Raw genomic sequence first — 17,056 nt, 5'->3', positions numbered from 1 at the left:
GCTTTCTTCCTGATTATACTCTCCCCGTAGTAACAAAAGAGGGATAATACCAATTTGCAAAAAGAATGCGACGGATATACAGCCCCAAAAGCTTGTCCTGTCTTGATTATTAATTTTGAATTTTGTTGGTGTAGCCTTGCCGTAGGCTACCTTGAATTTTGAATTGGTATAATTTCAATCTTCCCAATTGGAGATGCAATATTTTTAAAACGCTGTACCGATATTTAAAATGGTATTTCAGGAATGGCAAATTTACTAAATCTTTAAAATTAGTCGCTTAGTTTCAACGATGCACAACTAGTTTAAATAAGCAAAAAATTTTAAACCTCAGCCAATATGGAGATTTAGCTAAAATCTCTATCTAGTTTCTTCGGGTGTAAATACTGTTCAATCACGTCCACAAAACAGAATGATAGCTGTGATTTACCCTAATTTCGGGTATTATTTGCATATATGTTGTAGTTGCTACAGTAATATTTAATTGATAACCATAAGGTTTATGTCTATAGTGAATAAATAAATTATACATAGTGCTTACCTAAGAAAAAGCACAAAATCAATTACATCTTACTGACGACAGCAATAACAATTTTTACCGAATCTTCAAAGAAAAACCAGTGACATAGAAATACTATAAAGGGGAAAATTAAGTATTAGATGCTTACAAACAATAAGCAATCTAGACCTTGCTTTAGTTATCCAAACCAGCCAGGGGACTTCTGACTAATTTGTTATGCGGATTTTAATTTACTCATATAACTACTATCCAGAACCAATTGGTATAGCTCCCCTAATGACAGAATTAGCAGAGGGACTGGCCAAGCGAGGACATGAAGTGCGTGTGGTCACTGCTATGCCTAACTACCCTGAGCGGAGAATTTACGAGGCTTACCGGGGTAAATGGTATCTTACAGAATATAAGAATGGTGTCAAAATCCAACGTAGTTACGTGTGGATTCGTCCCCAACCGAAATTATTAGACCGAGTATTGCTAGATGCTAGTTTCGTAGTTACGAGTTTTTTACCTGCTCTTTTCGGGTGGCGGCCTGATGTAATTTTGTCAACTTCACCATCACTACCCGTGTGCATACCAGCATCTTTACTAGGATGGTTGCGTGCTTGTCCTGTGGTATTGAATTTACAAGATATATTACCAGAAGCAGCCATTCATGTTGGTTTACTGAAAAACAAATGGCTAATTAAGGTATTTTCCCTATTAGAAAAATTTGCCTATCGTCATGCTACTAAAATTAGCGTTATTGCTGATGGTTTTGTAGAAAATCTCATCTCCAAAGGTATATCGCCTGACAAAATAGAACAAATACCCAACTGGGTTGATGTGAATTTTATTCGTCCCTTACCAAAAGACAATAATAATTTTCGGAATATTCATAATCTACACAACAAATTTGTTGTCCTTTACTCTGGCAATATCGCTCTCACCCAAGGTCTCGAAACTGTCATTCAAGCTGCGGCGAAGTTGCGTGATGTCGCAGAGATTGCCTTTGTAATTGCAGGTGAGGCCAAAGGTTTAGAAAGACTGCAAAAGTATTGTACAAACTGCGGTGCTGATAACGTCTTGTTATTACCTTTTCAACCACGAGAACATTTACCAGAAATGTTGGCGGCGGCCGATGTTGGTTTGGTAGTGCAGAAAAAAAATGTGATTTCTTTTAATATGCCATCAAAGATTCAAGTCTTATTGGCTAGTGGTAGGGCATTGATAGCGTCTGTACCTGATAAAGGTACCGCAGCCAAGGCAATTAAACAAAGTGGTGGTGGTATTGTGGTTACCCCAGAAGATCCTCAGGCTTTAGCAACGGCAATTTTAGACTTATATAAACATCCCGAAAAAGCGAAAACTTTGGGCTACAACAGCCGGAAGTATGCTGTGGAACAATATGCTTTTGAGCAGGCATTAAATCAATACGAAAGTTTATTTTACTCAGTAACAACAGAAGGTCGAACGCTCCCGTCTAAAGTAGTTTCCAAGCAGGAAGTCTGAATCCCAAGTGGCAGACGCTCCAGTTATAAAAGTTAGTTGTAAGTTCTAGGGGTTGAGGATATTTATATCTCCTTAGCCCTATTTTTGTGTCTGAATTTGCCCCCCTACTATAGAACTTAAATCTTGCCGTCTTTAATGAGAAAGATATTCAATATATCGGACAAATAAGGCTTGAGGAAGAAGAGATGAAATTGCTTATGCTCTATACTTGTATTAGGCGAACAGCTTAGAGTCAAGAGACGATGATATCTCTAAACTTTCATGTAGATCATGTACACAAGTCAAGATACAAGAACAAAGTTACACAGCTAGTACGTAAAATTGAGTAATTTTGTATCAAATGCAGCAGAAGTCGGAGTTATCACTACAGAAAAATAAGCTGCAACAGTATTTTGCTGACACGTTAATACGTCAGCCAATTTCTCGGTCTTTCTCATAGATACCTGTTTTTTTGTTAGTATTCAAAAAAACCAATAGATAGATTTACTGCTCAATTGTTGTTTGTAAGTAATTCTCAAAAACCGTAACAAAAGGGATAAAGCACCTGAGGTTTAATGTCTGATTATTTCCAAGGAAATTTACCATTACAATCCGTGTCGGTAGCCAAGAGCGCTATTAGGAGTCCACAGGCTGAAACTGAGTCGAGTGGAGAGTTAGCTCTAACCATTGCCGAAGCAGCATCAAACCGCAAAGCTGGCGATATTCTAGTACTGAGAGTAGCAGATGTCTCTTACTTAGCAGATTACTTTGTGATGTTGACTGGCTATTCTAAGGTGCAAGTGAGAGCGATCGCCGATGCAATCCAACATGAAGTAGAAACTAAGTGGCAACGACGGCCATTGCGGACAGAAGGCAAAGTTGAAGGCAGCTGGGTATTGCAAGACTACGGTGACATTATCGTGCATATCATGATGCCAAAGGAACGGGAGTTTTATAATTTAGAAGCATTCTGGGTTCATGCAGAACGCATTCCCCTACCACAATCTGATGAGGATGAGGGTAACCCAACATGATGAAGTCGTCGCTGGCAAATTGTCCGGTTCCCGTAGACCAACAACCACTGAATGAGTACGAAGAGTTAAAAACCTCCTGGCTGTTTCGTGATTGCGCCTTAAATTGGCGGGAGTATGCCACAAAATTAATTTGGATTTGGAGTTTATCCTGGCTGGTGGCTGGGCCAGTAGCAGCAGCTAGCTTTCCCCCAAATAAACAACTGATCCATTTTCTGTTGTGTGGGGCAGCTGGTGCCAGCGTCGGAGTAGTCCTAAGTTTGGTACGGCTATACTTGGGCTGGCTGTATGTGCGCGATCGCCTCTACAGCATGACTGTTTTCTACGAAGAATCAGGCTGGTACGATGGTCAAACTTGGATGAAGCCCCAAGAAGTCCTGACTCGCGATCGCTTGATTGTCACCTATGAAATCAAACCCATTCTCCAACGGTTACAATTTACTTTCACTGGCTTGGCGGGACTCTTTCTTATTGGTACTATAGTTTGGCATTTGTTTTAAATAGTCATGAGTCAGTAGTCAGTAATCAACTGACGACTCACAACTGGCAACTTACAAAAAAAGAGATAAATATTAACCCATGACAATGGGAAAGCGCACTCAAGCCCCAGCACTGGAAGTCCGGTTGCTGCGTGAAGGTATTATCGAATCGAAGCATATAGTCCAAGCTGTTGTTTGCGATGAACGGGGACGAGTGCTTAGTGTTGCCGGTAACTCGGAAACAGCTACATTCGTTCGTTCAGCACTCAAACCATTTCAGGCACTTGCAGTCACTACTACAGGAACACTGGAACGCTACGATTTGAGCGATCGCGACTTAGCAATTATTACCAGTTCCCACAAGGGTACAATCGAGCAAGTAAGGCAGGCATTTAACATCCTTTGGCGTGCTGATCTTGATCCTTCCGTACTCCAGTGTCCGATTCCTCAAGGAAAACGCAGCCCTCTTGAATATAATTGCTCTGGTAAGCACGCAGGAATGTTGGCTATTTGTCAACAACGCCATTGGCCCTTAAACAATTACATGGATCGCAAACACCCAGTACAGCAGTTAGTTCTGGCTAAAGTTGCAGAGTTATTGCGAATGCCAGCCGCAGAATTTATTAGCGCTCACGATGATTGTGGCGTACCGACTTACTTACTGCAATTGGGTCAAATTTCTTCTTTATATGCGCTTCTAGCTGCCAGCAACAACCTAGATATGGAACGCATTGTCCGAGCCATGACTCATCACCCGTCAATGGTAGCAGGAGATAGGGAGTTTGATACGGAACTGATGCGCTTAACTCCTGGGGAACTAGTCAGTAAGTCTGGTGCAGAAGGCGTACAGTGCATTGGCAGACTTGGTGAAGGGATGGGATTGACAATTAAGGTCATGGACGGCGCTAAACGGGCAAAATATGCCGTTGCTATTCACCTCCTCCAGCAAATGGGTTGGATTACTCCCAGCGTTGCTGAAAGCTTGGCAGAAAAGTTTATGAACCCAGGCAAATACACGCGTTTAGAAGTCGTCGGAGAATTATCGCTTTTATAGTTGCCAAACTTTTGAGTTTGGGTTATACTTGAAAAGTCAAGAAAAACGACGCGGGATAGAGCAGCCTGGTAGCTCGTCGGGCTCAACTAAAAACTCTAACTAAGCGCTTATTAGTTAAAGTTGCGGTGGGCGGTACATGAGGAAACTTGTGTATGATTACCTGTCAAATTCGGGGAAGCCAATAGCGCGGTAATCCCGAGCCAAGCTCTGGAAACGGAGAAGGTGTAGAGACTGGTAGGCAGGTACCCTAACGGTAAAGCCGAGGGTAAAGGGACAGTCCAGACCACAAACCAGGTTAAACTGGGCAGTGAAAGCTGTAGATGGTAAGCATAACCCGAAGGTCAGTGGTTCAAATCCACTTCCCGCCACCAAATATAGAATGAGACCCTGTAATCTTAAAAGATTATAGGGTTTTGTTTTATTTCTACTTATCAAGTAAATGGACACAAAACTGAAAGGAGACATAGCTGAACAAGCAGTCATACTTCATGCTTTAAAGCGTGGCTGGGGAGTTTTAAGGCCTGTTGGCGATCGCCTACCTTACGATTTAGTATTAGATATACAGGGAACTTTAATCAAAATCCAAGTCAAATATGCTTGGCTAGATGAGTCATCAGGTAATTATGTTGTAGATAATCGCCGCACCAAAACAAACCGAAGGCTCATGCAGAGAGAAGCATATAAACCATCAGACTTTGATTTTGCCCTAGTATACATAGAAAAGCTTGACCTGTTTTATGTCTTTCCGGTAGATGTATTTATCGGTTATGGTAGCGAAATACACCTTGTAGAAACCGAAAAACGACAGCGCAAACCGCGTTCAGCAAAATATCGTGAAGCTTGGGAATTAATTCTACAAGTGGAAGGTAAAGAAAATTGTGTGTTTTCGTCTGAACAGTTCGGTGAAACAGGGTTTTGATCTATTCTTGAGTTGGGATCTTCCAAAAAGCGCGGAGAATCATGGTTGTGAAGTTGCAACGACCAATTTTAGTAGGAGGATTAGGATTATCCTTTTCCTTGTGGATGCTACAAAGTTGGCATCATTCGATAGTGCAGTTGGGTGAACTGAGTTTATTGAGTGTCTTAGCTGTGGGTGGTGGCTTGTGGTTGTTCAAGCACAAACTACCAAAAGATAGTTCAGAGCAGCTAAATGGTATGCTCTTTGACAGAGCTACGGCAGAAAGTGCGATCGCTAAAACTGAAGCCGTAATCAATCAATTAGCGCAAGAAGCCGAGAACCATCAAGCTTTAGGCACATTACGGAATCAACTCGCCCAATTGTCGGTAGAGTTAGACAGACAAGAAATTCGGCTGGCTGTAACTGGTGGACAAGGGGTTGGTAAAAGCACGTTAATTCAAGTGCTGGAGTCTAATTACACACCAGAAAAGCAGCAAATAATTCGTTTCCAAGAAACAGCGCCACTGCTAAAGGAATTAGGTAGTCATGCAGATACTAATATTCTGGCAGAAGCGGCAAAATCGGATGCTGTCATGTTTTTGACTAATGGTGATTTGACAGATTCAGAATTCCAAGCATTACAACAGATAAAGGCGCTGAATCAACCAAAAATCCTGGTTTTCAACAAACAAGACCAGTATTTACCAGATGAACGTGCTAGTGTTTTGTTGTCACTACAACAGCGAGTCCAAGACCATGTAGTTGCTGTTTCCGCTTCTCCTCTACCTATCAAAGTGCGGAAACATGAAGCTGATGGTGTTGTGCAAGAGTGGATGGAACAACCAGCGCCTGATATTCAACAGTTAACTCTGGAATTAAGCGAACTTTTGGCACAACAAAGTCAACAATGGGTGTGGACAACCACTGCAAGACAGGCATTCTTACTGAAATCTGAGGCGAAAAACTACTTGAATGGGGTAAGATGCGATCGCGCTACCCCAGTTATTGAACAATATCAGTGGATAGCTGCGGCTGCGGCCTTTGCTAACCCAGTCCCAGCATTAGATATTTTAGCAACTGCGGCGATTAATGCTCAAATGGTCATGGATTTGGGTAATATCTATCAGCAGAAGTTTTCCCTAGAACAGGCGCAAACTGTAGCCGGAACAATGGGAAGTTTGATGCTGAAATTGGGTTTAGTGGAACTTTCTACTAAAGCCATTGGTATTGTTCTCAAAAGTAACGCCGTTACCTTTGTGGCTGGTGGTTTAGTTCAAGGTGTAAGTGCAGCTTATCTCACCAGAGTGGCGGCTTTAAGTCTAGCTGCATATTTTGAACAACAGGAAATCGCTTCAGTTTCTGGAAATAATTTGAATGTGGACAAGTTACGCCAAACTTTACAAAGTGTCTTCCAACAAAGTCAGCAGATAGCTTTTCTGCAAGGTTTTGTCAAGCAAGGCGTGAAGCGTTTGTTACCAGAAGTACAGCCAGTTGAAGTTGTGAGTTAATTTCGCACATTCCCCGCTAGGGGTTCTCGCAGAGTAGGTGCAGAGGCGCTAAGAGAAATCTTGCGTCTTTGTGCTGTTAACTAAGAGACTATTTATAAAGTAAATCTTAAGTAGGGTGTGTTACGGCTATGAAAGGATTTGGGACGGAAAGACAAGAAAATTTAGCCGTAACGCACCGCCTCACGGATGGTGCGTTAGGCGCGAGGATATTTATTTTGTGACCAATTATCTGGGAAATCAGCGCCTAACACACCCTACATTAATTTTATTTTTCTTTATAAATAACCTCTAATATCAAGTTCTGATAATTGCTTGTAATAAGCTACTCAATCGCCTAATGCTATTAAATTATTCAATTCATGAATGAGTGTTAAACCGAAAATATTTTCATTTTTTGCTGGTTCAGGATTGCTTGATTTAGGTTTTGAAACAAGCGGGTTTAATATTGTTTATGTGGATGAAATATTCTCGCCTTTCATGGCAGCATATCGCTATTCTAGGGAGATATTGAATTTACCTTTACCAGAATATGGATATCATCAGGGAGAAGCAGCAGATGTATCTAAACTTGTGGAGGGTATTCAGGCAAAACATTTATTAGAGTTGGTTCAAGACTGTCGTAAATCTAATAATATTGTGGGTTTTATTGGCGGGCCTCCCTGTCCTGATTTTTCTATTGGGGGCAAAAATAGAGGTTATTTAGGTGATAATGGTAAGCTTTCTTCAGCTTATATAGAATTGATTTGTCAAAACTTGCCTGATTTCTTTTTATTTGAAAATGTCAAAGGTTTGTGGCGCACTAAAAAACATCGTCAGTTTTTTGAATCCTTGAAAAGAAAGTTAATTGCTTCAGGTTATCTATTAACAGAACGGGTAATAAATGCTATTGAATATGGTGTACCACAAAATAGAGAAAGAATAATTTTATTGGGTTTCAGTAAAAGGTTTTTTCATGATTTTTGTGGCATCAATAATAGTAATAACCCAAAACTGCTTGAATTTCTTTTTCCTTGGGAAAGTAAAGTTTTATATCCTAAAGACAAAGTGTTCGCTTATCCGTGGATTCACGTTGAACCATTTAGAGAAAATTCTCTAGTTCCTTGCCCTCATGATATTCCTCAAGAACTGACGGTTGAATACTGGTTTAGAAAGAATAATGTTGTAAACCATCCTAATTCTGAAAATTATTTTCAACCAAGGGCAGGTATTGGCAAATTTGTCAGTGTTGCAGAAGGTGATGATTCTAGGAAATCTTTTAAACGTCTACATAGATGGCGTTATTCTCCCACAGCTTGCTATGGCAATAATGAAGTGCATTTACACCCTTACAAAATACGGCGAATTTCTGTAGCAGAAGCTTTGGCTATACAGTCTTTACCTGCAAAGTTTGCTCTACCAGAAAATATGTCACTGACTAATATGTTTAAAACTATTGGTAATGGTGTGCCATATTTAGCATCCAAAGCGTTGGCTGAGTCTATTCTTGAGTTCCTAAATACTGGTATCAAAAAACAATTAGAATGATGATGAAACGCCAATCATTGTCAAGTTAAATAAAATACTTGCGTACCTTTATTAACACTCAATGATTTGGTAAACAAAATTCAAGAACACCTACTTTTCCAGCTAGACTCGCAACAGATGTGCTTTAATTTATGTAAAGGGTATTAATTTTTTATAAAGCTTTATCATCAATCACTAACAAAAGGCAACAATGGCAGCAGACTATCCGAACATTGATATTGCGCCATTTATCGATCACGCCCTGTTAACGCCAACGGCTACTCCAGAGCAGGTTGACCAATGGTGTGAACAAGCAGACAGATATAATTTTGCGTCGGTTTGTTTGTATCCTACTTATGTAAAACAAGCAGCAGAATTTCTCCACGGCAAGAAACCTAAGGTTTGTACGGTAATTGGTTTTCCTACTGGGGCTACGACTCGCTCAGTCAAGTTGTATGAGGCACTGGAAGCGGTGGAGAATGGAGCCACAGAGCTAGATGTAGTCATCAATTTGGGCTGGTTGAAATCTGGTAATACGGAAGCAGTACACCGGGAAATTGCCGAAATTTGCGAAGAGACTGGACAAGTAGTTAAAGTAATTTTGGAAACAAACTTACTGACGGATGCAGAAAAAAAAATCGCGGCTGATATAGCAATGGATGCAGGAGCCACATTCTTAAAAACCAATACAGGTTGGAATGGCGGTGCTACAGTGGCAGATGTGCGGCTTTTAAAAGAAATCACACGGGAAAGGGTGGGTATAAAGGCATCTGGTGGGATTCGCACCCTCAATCAAGCCTTAGACTTAATATTAGCGGGTGCGACTAGATTAGGTACGTCTCGTGGTATCGATTTAATCCACCAGCGAGATAACCCGGAAAAAGTTGAATAGTCATTTGTTTGTGTCCTAAGTCATTTGTCTTTTGTCTTCACTAACGACCAATGACTAAGCGCAAAGTCGAGCCACTGCGTTCCTGTCGCTCTGCGTCGGAAAGCAAGTGGCGTTGAGCGGAGGTTTCCTCCGAACAGAACTTTGTAAGAGATGACCAACGACTAATGACCAACGACTAATGACCAATGACTGATGAATAAAACTTATAAAGCAACTGGCATTAATCTGAAAGCCCAAGCAATGGGAGAATCAGATAGAATAGTGACAATTTTGACACAAGAATTCGGTTTGATTCGTGCGATCGCTCCAGGGTCAAGAAAACATAACTCTAGCCTTGGCGGTAGGAGTGGGATGTTTGTAGTTAATGAACTACTGATTGCGAAAGGGCGATCGCTTGATAAAATTACTCAAGCTCAAACCATCAAAACTTATCCAGGTCTGGCAAAAGATTTGGGTAAGCTAGCTGCTAGTCAATATCTAGCAGAAATAGTTCTTTGTCAGGCTTTAAGTGAACAACCACAAGAGGAACTATACGAATTACTAAATGAACATCTCCATCGCTTGGAAGAATTGCCCAAAGGAGAGTCGTTTGGTGTCCTCGCTTATTTAGCTCATGCAGTTTTTCACCTTTTAGCGTTGGCTGGACTTACCCCACAAGTACAAATTTGTTGTCTAACTCAACGCTTGCTAACACCTAATTTTGTAGATCCCAACTGGCGGGTAGGTTTTAGCATTGCGGCTGGGGGGATAGTTTGTTTGGAAGCTTGGGAAGGCTTGCGAAAAGAAGCTCAAAAAGAATCAAGAGAAAAGTCACTTCCTCATCCTGTAACTCCTGCTTACCAAACAGTCGTACATCGGCAAGAAATACCAGTAATTTCTGCTCGGTTAAATTCTGTAGAACTTGGGATGCTCCAACAGCTCTCACAACCAGAGATAATGCAAATTAACACTACCAGTGATGCCAGCTGGTTATCTGTGGAGCAGATTTTGCGTCAGTATGCTCAGTATCATTTAGGTCGCCCTATTCGCTCCGCCACTTTGATTGACTCTTATTTTGCTGCCAACCATGATGCAACCGTCTGATTTGGATAGAAAAATTCTGCCATTGTCGCCAAGCCACGCCAAAAGACAGAATAGGGCATCAGATCCTACAGCACCGGCTCATTTAAGTGCTGTTCCCTATCCTGTACCCAATCACAAAGATAGCCAGGAATCATCTCCCCAAGATGTTCCTACCAATGAGAAAAATGGTATTTCGCAAAATCCCCAAACCGATTTACCCCATGAACTAGAAAAACAATCCTCAGAGCCATTAGAGCCATTAAAGATATTGGAGTTCAATGGTCATGGGCAAAGTGTACCAGTAGTTACTACTCCAGAAGCAACAACAGATGACTCCGGTTCTGGCGGGGAAGCCAACTCTGGAGATATTAAACATCAAGGGTTTTTAGCTGTATTCAAAAACCCTAATTTCTTAGCGCTGTGGGGTGGACAAGTCTTTTGTCAACTGGCAGATAAGGTGTATTTGGTATTAATGATCGCCTTGATTAATACTCAGTTCCAGGCAAGTAATCAGAGTATTAGTGGTTGGGTGTCAGCATTGATGATGGCTTTCACCATACCAGCCGTGTTGTTTGGTTCTGTGGCTGGCGTATTTGTCGATAGGTGGTCAAAAAAAGCTGTATTAGTAGCGACAAATGCCTGGCGTGGTATTTTGGTTTTAGCTATTCCTTTGTTGCTGTGGCTAACTCATGATTGGCAACCCATAGGAGTTTTACCAGTAGGTTTTCTCATCATTTTGGGTGTGACATTTTTGGTGTCCACACTAACACAGTTTTTTGCCCCAGCAGAACAAGCCGCAATTCCCCTGGTGGTGAAAGAACAGGATTTACTTTCGGCTAATTCACTATACACAACCACAATGATGGCTTCGGTGATAGTGGGTTTTGCTGTGGGAGAACCACTACTGGCAGTTGCCGATGGTATTTGGTCGCAACTAGGGGGTAATAATGGCTTTGGCAAAGAACTTTTGGTTGGTGGTAGTTATGCGATCGCCAGTGTAATTTTGCTACTGTTGGTGACTCACGAAAAAACCCACGCACCAGAAACAGAATTTCCCCACGTATTTTCAGACTTACGCGATGGTTTACGTTACCTCAAAGAAAATTACCGTGTCCGTAACGCTCTATTGCAATTGATGATTTTATTTTCTGTCTTTGCCGCCTTGACTGTTTTAGCAGTACGCATGGCAGAAATTATTCCTAATATCAAAGCTTCCCAATTCGGTTTTTTACTAGCGGCTGGTGGCGTTGGTATTGCAGCTGGCGCGACAATTTTGGGTCAGTTTGGTCAACGCTTCTCCTATACTCAACTGAGCCTGTGTGGTTGTTTAGGTATGGCAGCATCCTTAGTTGGTCTTTCTATCTTCACGACACAACTAGGATTGGTGTTACTTTTAGTAACATCCTTGGGTATTTTTGGCTCTTTAATCGGTATACCCATGCAGACAGCCATCCAAACAGAAACCTTGCCCGAAATGCGTGGTAAAGTATTCGGTCTGCAAAATAATGTGATTAATATTGCTCTGTCCCTACCTTTGGCGTTAGCAGGTGTGGCAGAAACCTTTGTAGGATTACAAGCTGTCTTTTTGGGATTAGCGGCGATCGTATTTTCCGGAGGTATCTTAACTTGGTATAACTCTCGTGATTAATTCCCTAATTTTGGGGTTAATTATAGATTTTGCTTTCATGCTAAACTGAGTGCAGAAAATTTATTAAAACCTTGCTGGGAATCAATTGGAGATGAGCCAGGATAATTGGTTGTGAGTGTAATGTACATCTACAACCAAAAGACAAATTAAGCTTATAGATTATCTGGTTTAGCCAACCTAAAACTTAGCTTTTGAACTGGTTAAAAGTGAAGATATATACTTAGTAGTCATCATCAACTGCTTAAACCGATGAATATATGGAAAAGGCATTTAGAGACTAGAGTTTAAAGATTCATCTTTTTACTCAGTACGCGGCTCAAAAACCGCTACCGCTAACCGCACTTTTTCAAGATAGCCAGCAAGTACAACAAGATAAACAACAAAAAACCACAAGAAATAATCAATCACGCTCTTCTGATAGCCGGTAAAGAATGCGTATAGCTTGGATTGGAAAAAAATCACCCTTTTGTGGCAATGTCACTTACAGTAGAGAAGTTACAAATGCCTTGCTAGACAGGGGACATGAAGTCAGTTTTCTCCACTTTGCTCAAGAAGAAACTGAACCTGACAACTGGCCGAAATTCCAAGAAGTGCCTCTACCCTTCATTTATAAGTCTCAGGTCTACACAATTCCAACGTTCAAAGCAACCAAGGTTTTAACCGATTCGTTGCGGGAAATCAAGCCGGATATTGTCCATGCGTCTCTGACTTTATCTCCCCTGGACTTTTTTCTACCAGAAATTTGTGACCAACTGAATTTGCCCCTAATTGCCACATTTCACACTCCATTTGCAGGCAAAGGCGCAAAACTGATATCAGGAACACAACTTCTAGCTTATCAACTATACGCGCCTTTTTTGGGTAACTACGATCGCGTCATTGTCTTTTCCCAAATTCAGCGAGAACTACTGGCCAGTATGGGTGTGCGGGAGAAAAATATCGCAGTTATCCCCAATGGTGTGGATACCTGCAAATACTCTCCTGGGTCTTCTGCGGTGAAAACAGAATTTCAAGCAGAACGATTGTTTGTCTACCAAGGAAGAATCGCCCCAGAGAAAAATGTAGAATCCCTATTAAGAGCTTGGAAGCAAGCTAATATGGGGGCTGATAGTAAGTTACTAATGGTTGGGGATGGGCCTCTGAGAGCTACTTTAGAACCCTTTTATGGTTCTGAGTATGGCATTATCTGGTTAGGATTTGTCGCTGACGAAGACCGACGCATACAAATTCTTCAAGGTGCAGATGTATTTATTTTACCTTCTCTAGTCGAGGGTTTATCCTTATCGCTGTTAGAGGGTATGGCTTGTGGACTCGCTTGTTTAGCAACCGATGTGGGTGCAGATGGCGAAGTTTTGGAAAAAGGGGCTGGTGTAGTGATGAATACCAAAACTGTGCGATCGCAATTACGCACCCTTTTACCACTATTCCAAGACCATCCAGAGTTAACAACCGTACTGGGGCAAAAAGCCAGAAAGCGCGTAGAAGAACGCTACACACTAGAGAAGAATATTACTCATTTAGAAGAACTTTATCGTGAAGTTTTAGCACAGCAACCAGTAAAACTCAGTTGGGGAGCTTAAGAAATTCCATACCTGAACCAACTTAGAAGCAATGACATCGTCTCTACAAAAATTATTTACATTTGATGAATTTTTAGATTTTTTGGTAACGCAACCAGAAAACATTCGTTATGAATTACACGATGGAAATATTATTCAAATGCCGCCACCATTGGGACAACATGAGCAAATAGTAGCATTTTTAACAATGCTTCTAGGCTATGAGTGTCTTCGTCTCAAACTTAATTACGGTATACCTAAAAACGCTACAGTCAAGCCAGAGAATAGAACATCAGGGTATTATCCAGATGTTTTATTAATAAATTTCTCTAACTTGAGCAATGAACCACTATGGGAAAAACAATCAATCCTTAGTCAGCCAGATTCCATCCCATTAGTAATTGAAGTTGTTAGTACTAATTGGAGAGATGATTATCATAAGAAGTTGGCTGATTATGAAGAAATGGGTATCCAAGAATATTGGATTGTGGATTATGCAGCTTTGGGTAGTAAGGAGTTAATAGGCGATCCTAAACAACCAACAATCACAATTTACTCTTTAAGTGATGAGGGAGAATATCGGGGCAAAAAGTTTAGAGGAAATGACCGTATAGAATCCCCAACATTCTCAAATTTAAATATAACTGTTGAGCAAATTTTTCACTGTGTGATTGAGTAATGGAAGCAGCGAAAAAATCTAAATAAATACAAAATATATTATTTTTGAGAAACTTCTAAAGCCCAACCCAAACCAGTTGGTTGTTGATAAACTCGCTTCAAAGTATTGACATCTCTGGGAGAAATTGGCGGTGGATTGCGGACTTGGGAGAAATATAAAGCATCGCTTGGTAGTGAACTATGACCCCAAATTCCCAAAGCATGACCCAGTTCGTGGCGGGCTGCTGCTAGGAGATAGTTACCTGTTTGGGTAGGACTCAATAGGATAGTAAAGCGGTGTGATAAGACATTATTCTTTGTGTATAATTCGTAGCTGGTTAGAGCAGAACGCGCGCGGGGGATTTTATCTTTACCTATTTGTAAAGGTGGGGTTTTGCGCTCAATGGTAATATCAGCAACTTCAGCCTGTTCGACAACTACCAAAGGCAAATAATTAGCCCATTCCTGCACAGTTGTGAAAACATTATCAACCCATGTTTGCGCCTGTTGTGCGTTAATTAGTTGTGGTCTTTTGATATGAATTCGCACAGGAAATTTTGACCACACTAAATAACCGACATCAGTGGTTGTAACTTGAGAAAAGTAATCACCGCTATTGGTGCTGTCTTGCCATTGTGCAAGGGTAGACGGTAGAGGATGGGGTTTTAGAGATGATGGGGATGAAGGGTTGGCGTTACTAAATTGGAGGTTAGTTAAAACAATTAGCAGCCCTGTACCTATAAACAAGGCGAGGGCTGCTAGTAAGTGCTTTGATCGAAAATTCTTGAGGGTGTTAGGTTTTGGGTGTTGAATTTTATTCCCCATATACCTATCTCCCTGTAATTTTATTTAGGTAGCCAGCCGGCGCTTAAAACCACTGTTAAACCCAGAAATGTGACTGTCAATGCCCAGGTAACACGGTTTAAGGTATTTTCGGCGCTTTTGGTGCTGCTAAATAGCTGGGCTTGTCCGCCGATCGCTCCAATTCCATCACCTTTGGGGCTATGGAGCAAAACTAAGACGATTAGACCAACGGCGGAAAGCGCCCAAATAGCTTGCACAATACTAGTAACTGTCATGGTAGCAATCTCTTTTATAACAAGTTTCAAAAAAGGAGGGTTTGCTGATGAGAGAACAGTTAACGGTTAACCGTTAACTATTCTCTCATAGCTTAATTAAGACCTACAGGGATACGAGTACGAGGACTCTGCACATCATATTCTGCTGGTTGCAAGAGCGATCGCCCTGTCATTTCTGGTGGTTGGGGTAGCTGTAAAATATCGAGGATTGTGGGTGCAACGTCGGCTAGTTTGCCGTCGCTACGTAGTTCGACATTTGTACCATATCCAGGAATTTTAACTTTTTCGCCTTCCACTAAAATTAAGGGGACTGGGTTAGTTGTGTGAGCTGTCCAAGAATTACCTGCTTCATCTAGCATATACTCGGCGTTGCCGTGATCGGCGGTAATAATTGTTGTTCCCCCGGCTTTGCTCACACCTTCTAACAAACGACCCAAACAGCGATCAACTGTTTCAATAGCCTGTATTGTGGGTTCTATTTGACCAGTATGCCCTACCATATCTGGGTTGGCATAGTTAATCACAATTAAGGAATAGATACCTTTTTGAATTGCGGCGATCGCTGTATCGGTAACTGCGGTTGCTGACATGGCTGGGGCTTTGTCGTAAGTCGCTACCATTGGACTGCTGACAAGTTCCCTGTCCTCCCCAGCAAAAGGTTCTTCTAAGCCACCGTTGAAGAAATAGGTGACATGGGCATATTTTTCGGTTTCGGCGGTACGAAACTGATTTAAACCCTGATTGGCGATGACTTCACCCAGAATATTGGTTAAGTTCTGTGGCTCAAAGGCTACAGATACTGATAAATCAGAATCGTATTGGGTAAATGTGACAAAAGACAGTGGTTTGATTTGCTGTCTGGCAAAACCTGTAAATTCAGGGCTGACAAAAGCTTGAGTCAGTTGTCTAGAACGGTCTGGACGGAAATTAAAGAATATCACCCCATCTCCTGACTCGACAGTACCAGGAGCAATTCGCACGGGAACGATAAACTCATCATTCACCCCTTCCGCATAGGATGCTTGCAAGACATCAACAGCCTTACGTCCATCACCTGCACCGTCTTGGGTCATCACATCGTATGCACGTTGTATCCGATCCCAACGGCGATCGCGATCCATCGCGTAGTAACGACCACTAACAGTAACAATACGCCCAATTCCTACATGATTGATGTAGTCTTCCAAGGCTGATATTGCGTTTATACCATCAGTTGGTGCGGTGTCACGACCATCAGTAATGGCATGAATACAAACTTCAGAAATTCGCTGTTCTTTGGCTAAGTCAAGTAGTCCGAATAGATGGGTGATATGCGAGTGTACACCCCCCTCAGAACAAAGCCCTACTAAATGTAGCTTGCCATTCCGGTTGCGAACTTCCTGGCAAATTTTGACAAGAGCTGAGTTGCTGAGGATAGAACCATCCTCCACGGCATCGGAGATTCGTACCAATTCCTGTGGCACGACTCGCCCAGCACCAATGTTCAAATGACCAACTTCTGAGTTACCCATTTGACCTTCTGGCAATCCTACGGCTTTCCCTGATGTGTGGATGAGGGTATGCGGGTAAGCCGTCCATAAGCTTTCCATAACCGGAGTTTTGGCGGCAGCAATAGCATTTCCTCGCGTCTCCTCGCAGTAGCCCCATCCGTCTAAAATGACTAGCACCACAGGAGCAACAGGTGCTTTGGTCATAATAAAAT

Annotated in this window: 15 protein-coding genes; 12 read left to right on the top strand and 3 right to left on the bottom strand. The window is 41.7% G+C overall.

Going from position 1 to position 17,056, the window contains the following annotated elements; all coding sequences use genetic code 11:
- Positions 1 to 733 precede the first annotated feature (733 nt).
- The 12 genes from ACM5QX_RS09470 (at position 734) to ACM5QX_RS09415 (ending at position 14,297) form a co-directional block, all read left to right on the top strand.
- Complete coding sequence (locus ACM5QX_RS09470) at positions 734 to 2,005, top strand: glycosyltransferase family 4 protein (protein WP_414753294.1); 1,272 nt, start codon at positions 734 to 736, stop codon at positions 2,003 to 2,005.
- Positions 2,006 to 2,559: 554 nt separating this feature from the next.
- Positions 2,560 to 3,018, top strand: coding sequence for a ribosome silencing factor (gene rsfS, locus ACM5QX_RS09465; protein WP_414753293.1), 459 nt, complete (start codon positions 2,560 to 2,562; stop codon positions 3,016 to 3,018).
- On the top strand, positions 3,015 to 3,515 hold the full coding sequence (locus ACM5QX_RS09460) for a CGLD27 family protein (RefSeq protein WP_011317593.1): 501 nt from the start codon (positions 3,015 to 3,017) through the stop codon (positions 3,513 to 3,515). Before rsfS ends, ACM5QX_RS09460 begins: the two co-directional genes overlap by 4 nt.
- Positions 3,516 to 3,594: 79 nt before the next feature.
- Positions 3,595 to 4,548 (top strand): asparaginase, encoded by a 954-nt coding sequence (locus ACM5QX_RS09455; RefSeq protein ID WP_414753291.1) that lies wholly within the window; start codon positions 3,595 to 3,597, stop codon positions 4,546 to 4,548.
- 439 nt (positions 4,549 to 4,987) lie between these two features.
- The gene (locus ACM5QX_RS09450; protein WP_414753290.1) at positions 4,988 to 5,467 is read left to right on the top strand and encodes a group I intron-associated PD-(D/E)XK endonuclease; all 480 of its coding nucleotides are present in this window, start codon (positions 4,988 to 4,990) and stop codon (positions 5,465 to 5,467) included.
- Between the two features lie 41 nt (positions 5,468 to 5,508).
- The gene (locus ACM5QX_RS09445; RefSeq protein ID WP_414753289.1) at positions 5,509 to 6,954 is read left to right on the top strand and encodes a YcjF family protein; all 1,446 of its coding nucleotides are present in this window, start codon (positions 5,509 to 5,511) and stop codon (positions 6,952 to 6,954) included.
- Positions 6,955 to 7,317: 363 nt separating this feature from the next.
- On the top strand, positions 7,318 to 8,478 hold the full coding sequence (locus ACM5QX_RS09440; RefSeq protein WP_414753288.1) for a DNA cytosine methyltransferase: 1,161 nt from the start codon (positions 7,318 to 7,320) through the stop codon (positions 8,476 to 8,478).
- A 190-nt stretch (positions 8,479 to 8,668) separates the two neighbouring features.
- Positions 8,669 to 9,349, top strand: a complete 681-nt coding sequence (gene deoC, locus ACM5QX_RS09435) for a deoxyribose-phosphate aldolase (RefSeq protein WP_414753287.1) — start codon at positions 8,669 to 8,671, stop codon at positions 9,347 to 9,349.
- A gap of 192 nt (positions 9,350 to 9,541) precedes the next feature.
- On the top strand, positions 9,542 to 10,432 hold the full coding sequence (gene recO / locus ACM5QX_RS09430; protein ID WP_414753285.1) for a DNA repair protein RecO: 891 nt from the start codon (positions 9,542 to 9,544) through the stop codon (positions 10,430 to 10,432).
- Positions 10,419 to 12,059 (top strand): MFS transporter, encoded by a 1,641-nt coding sequence (locus ACM5QX_RS09425; protein ID WP_414753298.1) that lies wholly within the window; start codon positions 10,419 to 10,421, stop codon positions 12,057 to 12,059. The genes recO and ACM5QX_RS09425 overlap by 14 nt, the downstream gene beginning before the upstream one ends.
- Before the next feature lie 431 nt (positions 12,060 to 12,490).
- Positions 12,491 to 13,639, top strand: coding sequence for a glycosyltransferase family 4 protein (locus ACM5QX_RS09420; protein ID WP_414753284.1), 1,149 nt, complete (start codon positions 12,491 to 12,493; stop codon positions 13,637 to 13,639).
- Between the two features lie 31 nt (positions 13,640 to 13,670).
- On the top strand, positions 13,671 to 14,297 hold the full coding sequence (locus tag ACM5QX_RS09415; protein ID WP_414753283.1) for a Uma2 family endonuclease: 627 nt from the start codon (positions 13,671 to 13,673) through the stop codon (positions 14,295 to 14,297).
- 38 nt (positions 14,298 to 14,335) lie between these two features.
- Here ACM5QX_RS09415 and ACM5QX_RS09410 read toward each other — a convergent pair whose 3' ends face one another.
- The 3 genes from ACM5QX_RS09410 to gpmI all read right to left on the bottom strand — a co-directional run bounded on the left by ACM5QX_RS09410 (position 14,336) and on the right by gpmI (position 17,048).
- Positions 14,336 to 15,100, bottom strand: coding sequence for a peptidase (locus tag ACM5QX_RS09410; RefSeq protein WP_414753282.1), 765 nt, complete (start codon positions 15,098 to 15,100; stop codon positions 14,336 to 14,338).
- 20 nt (positions 15,101 to 15,120) lie between these two features.
- Positions 15,121 to 15,354, bottom strand: coding sequence for a preprotein translocase subunit SecG (gene secG, locus ACM5QX_RS09405; protein WP_011317583.1), 234 nt, complete (start codon positions 15,352 to 15,354; stop codon positions 15,121 to 15,123).
- Positions 15,355 to 15,446: 92 nt separating this feature from the next.
- Positions 15,447 to 17,048 carry a 2,3-bisphosphoglycerate-independent phosphoglycerate mutase gene (gene gpmI / locus ACM5QX_RS09400; RefSeq protein WP_414753281.1) on the bottom strand — a complete coding sequence of 534 codons (1,602 nt, stop codon included), beginning with the start codon at positions 17,046 to 17,048 and terminating at the stop codon, positions 15,447 to 15,449.
- Between the last annotated feature and the right edge of the window lie 8 nt (positions 17,049 to 17,056).

The sequence above is a fragment of the Anabaena sp. CCY 9910 genome (assembly GCF_963920875.1).
Lineage (GTDB): Bacteria > Cyanobacteriota > Cyanobacteriia > Cyanobacteriales > Nostocaceae > Trichormus > Trichormus variabilis.
This window is presented reverse-complemented; position numbering and strand designations above follow the sequence as displayed.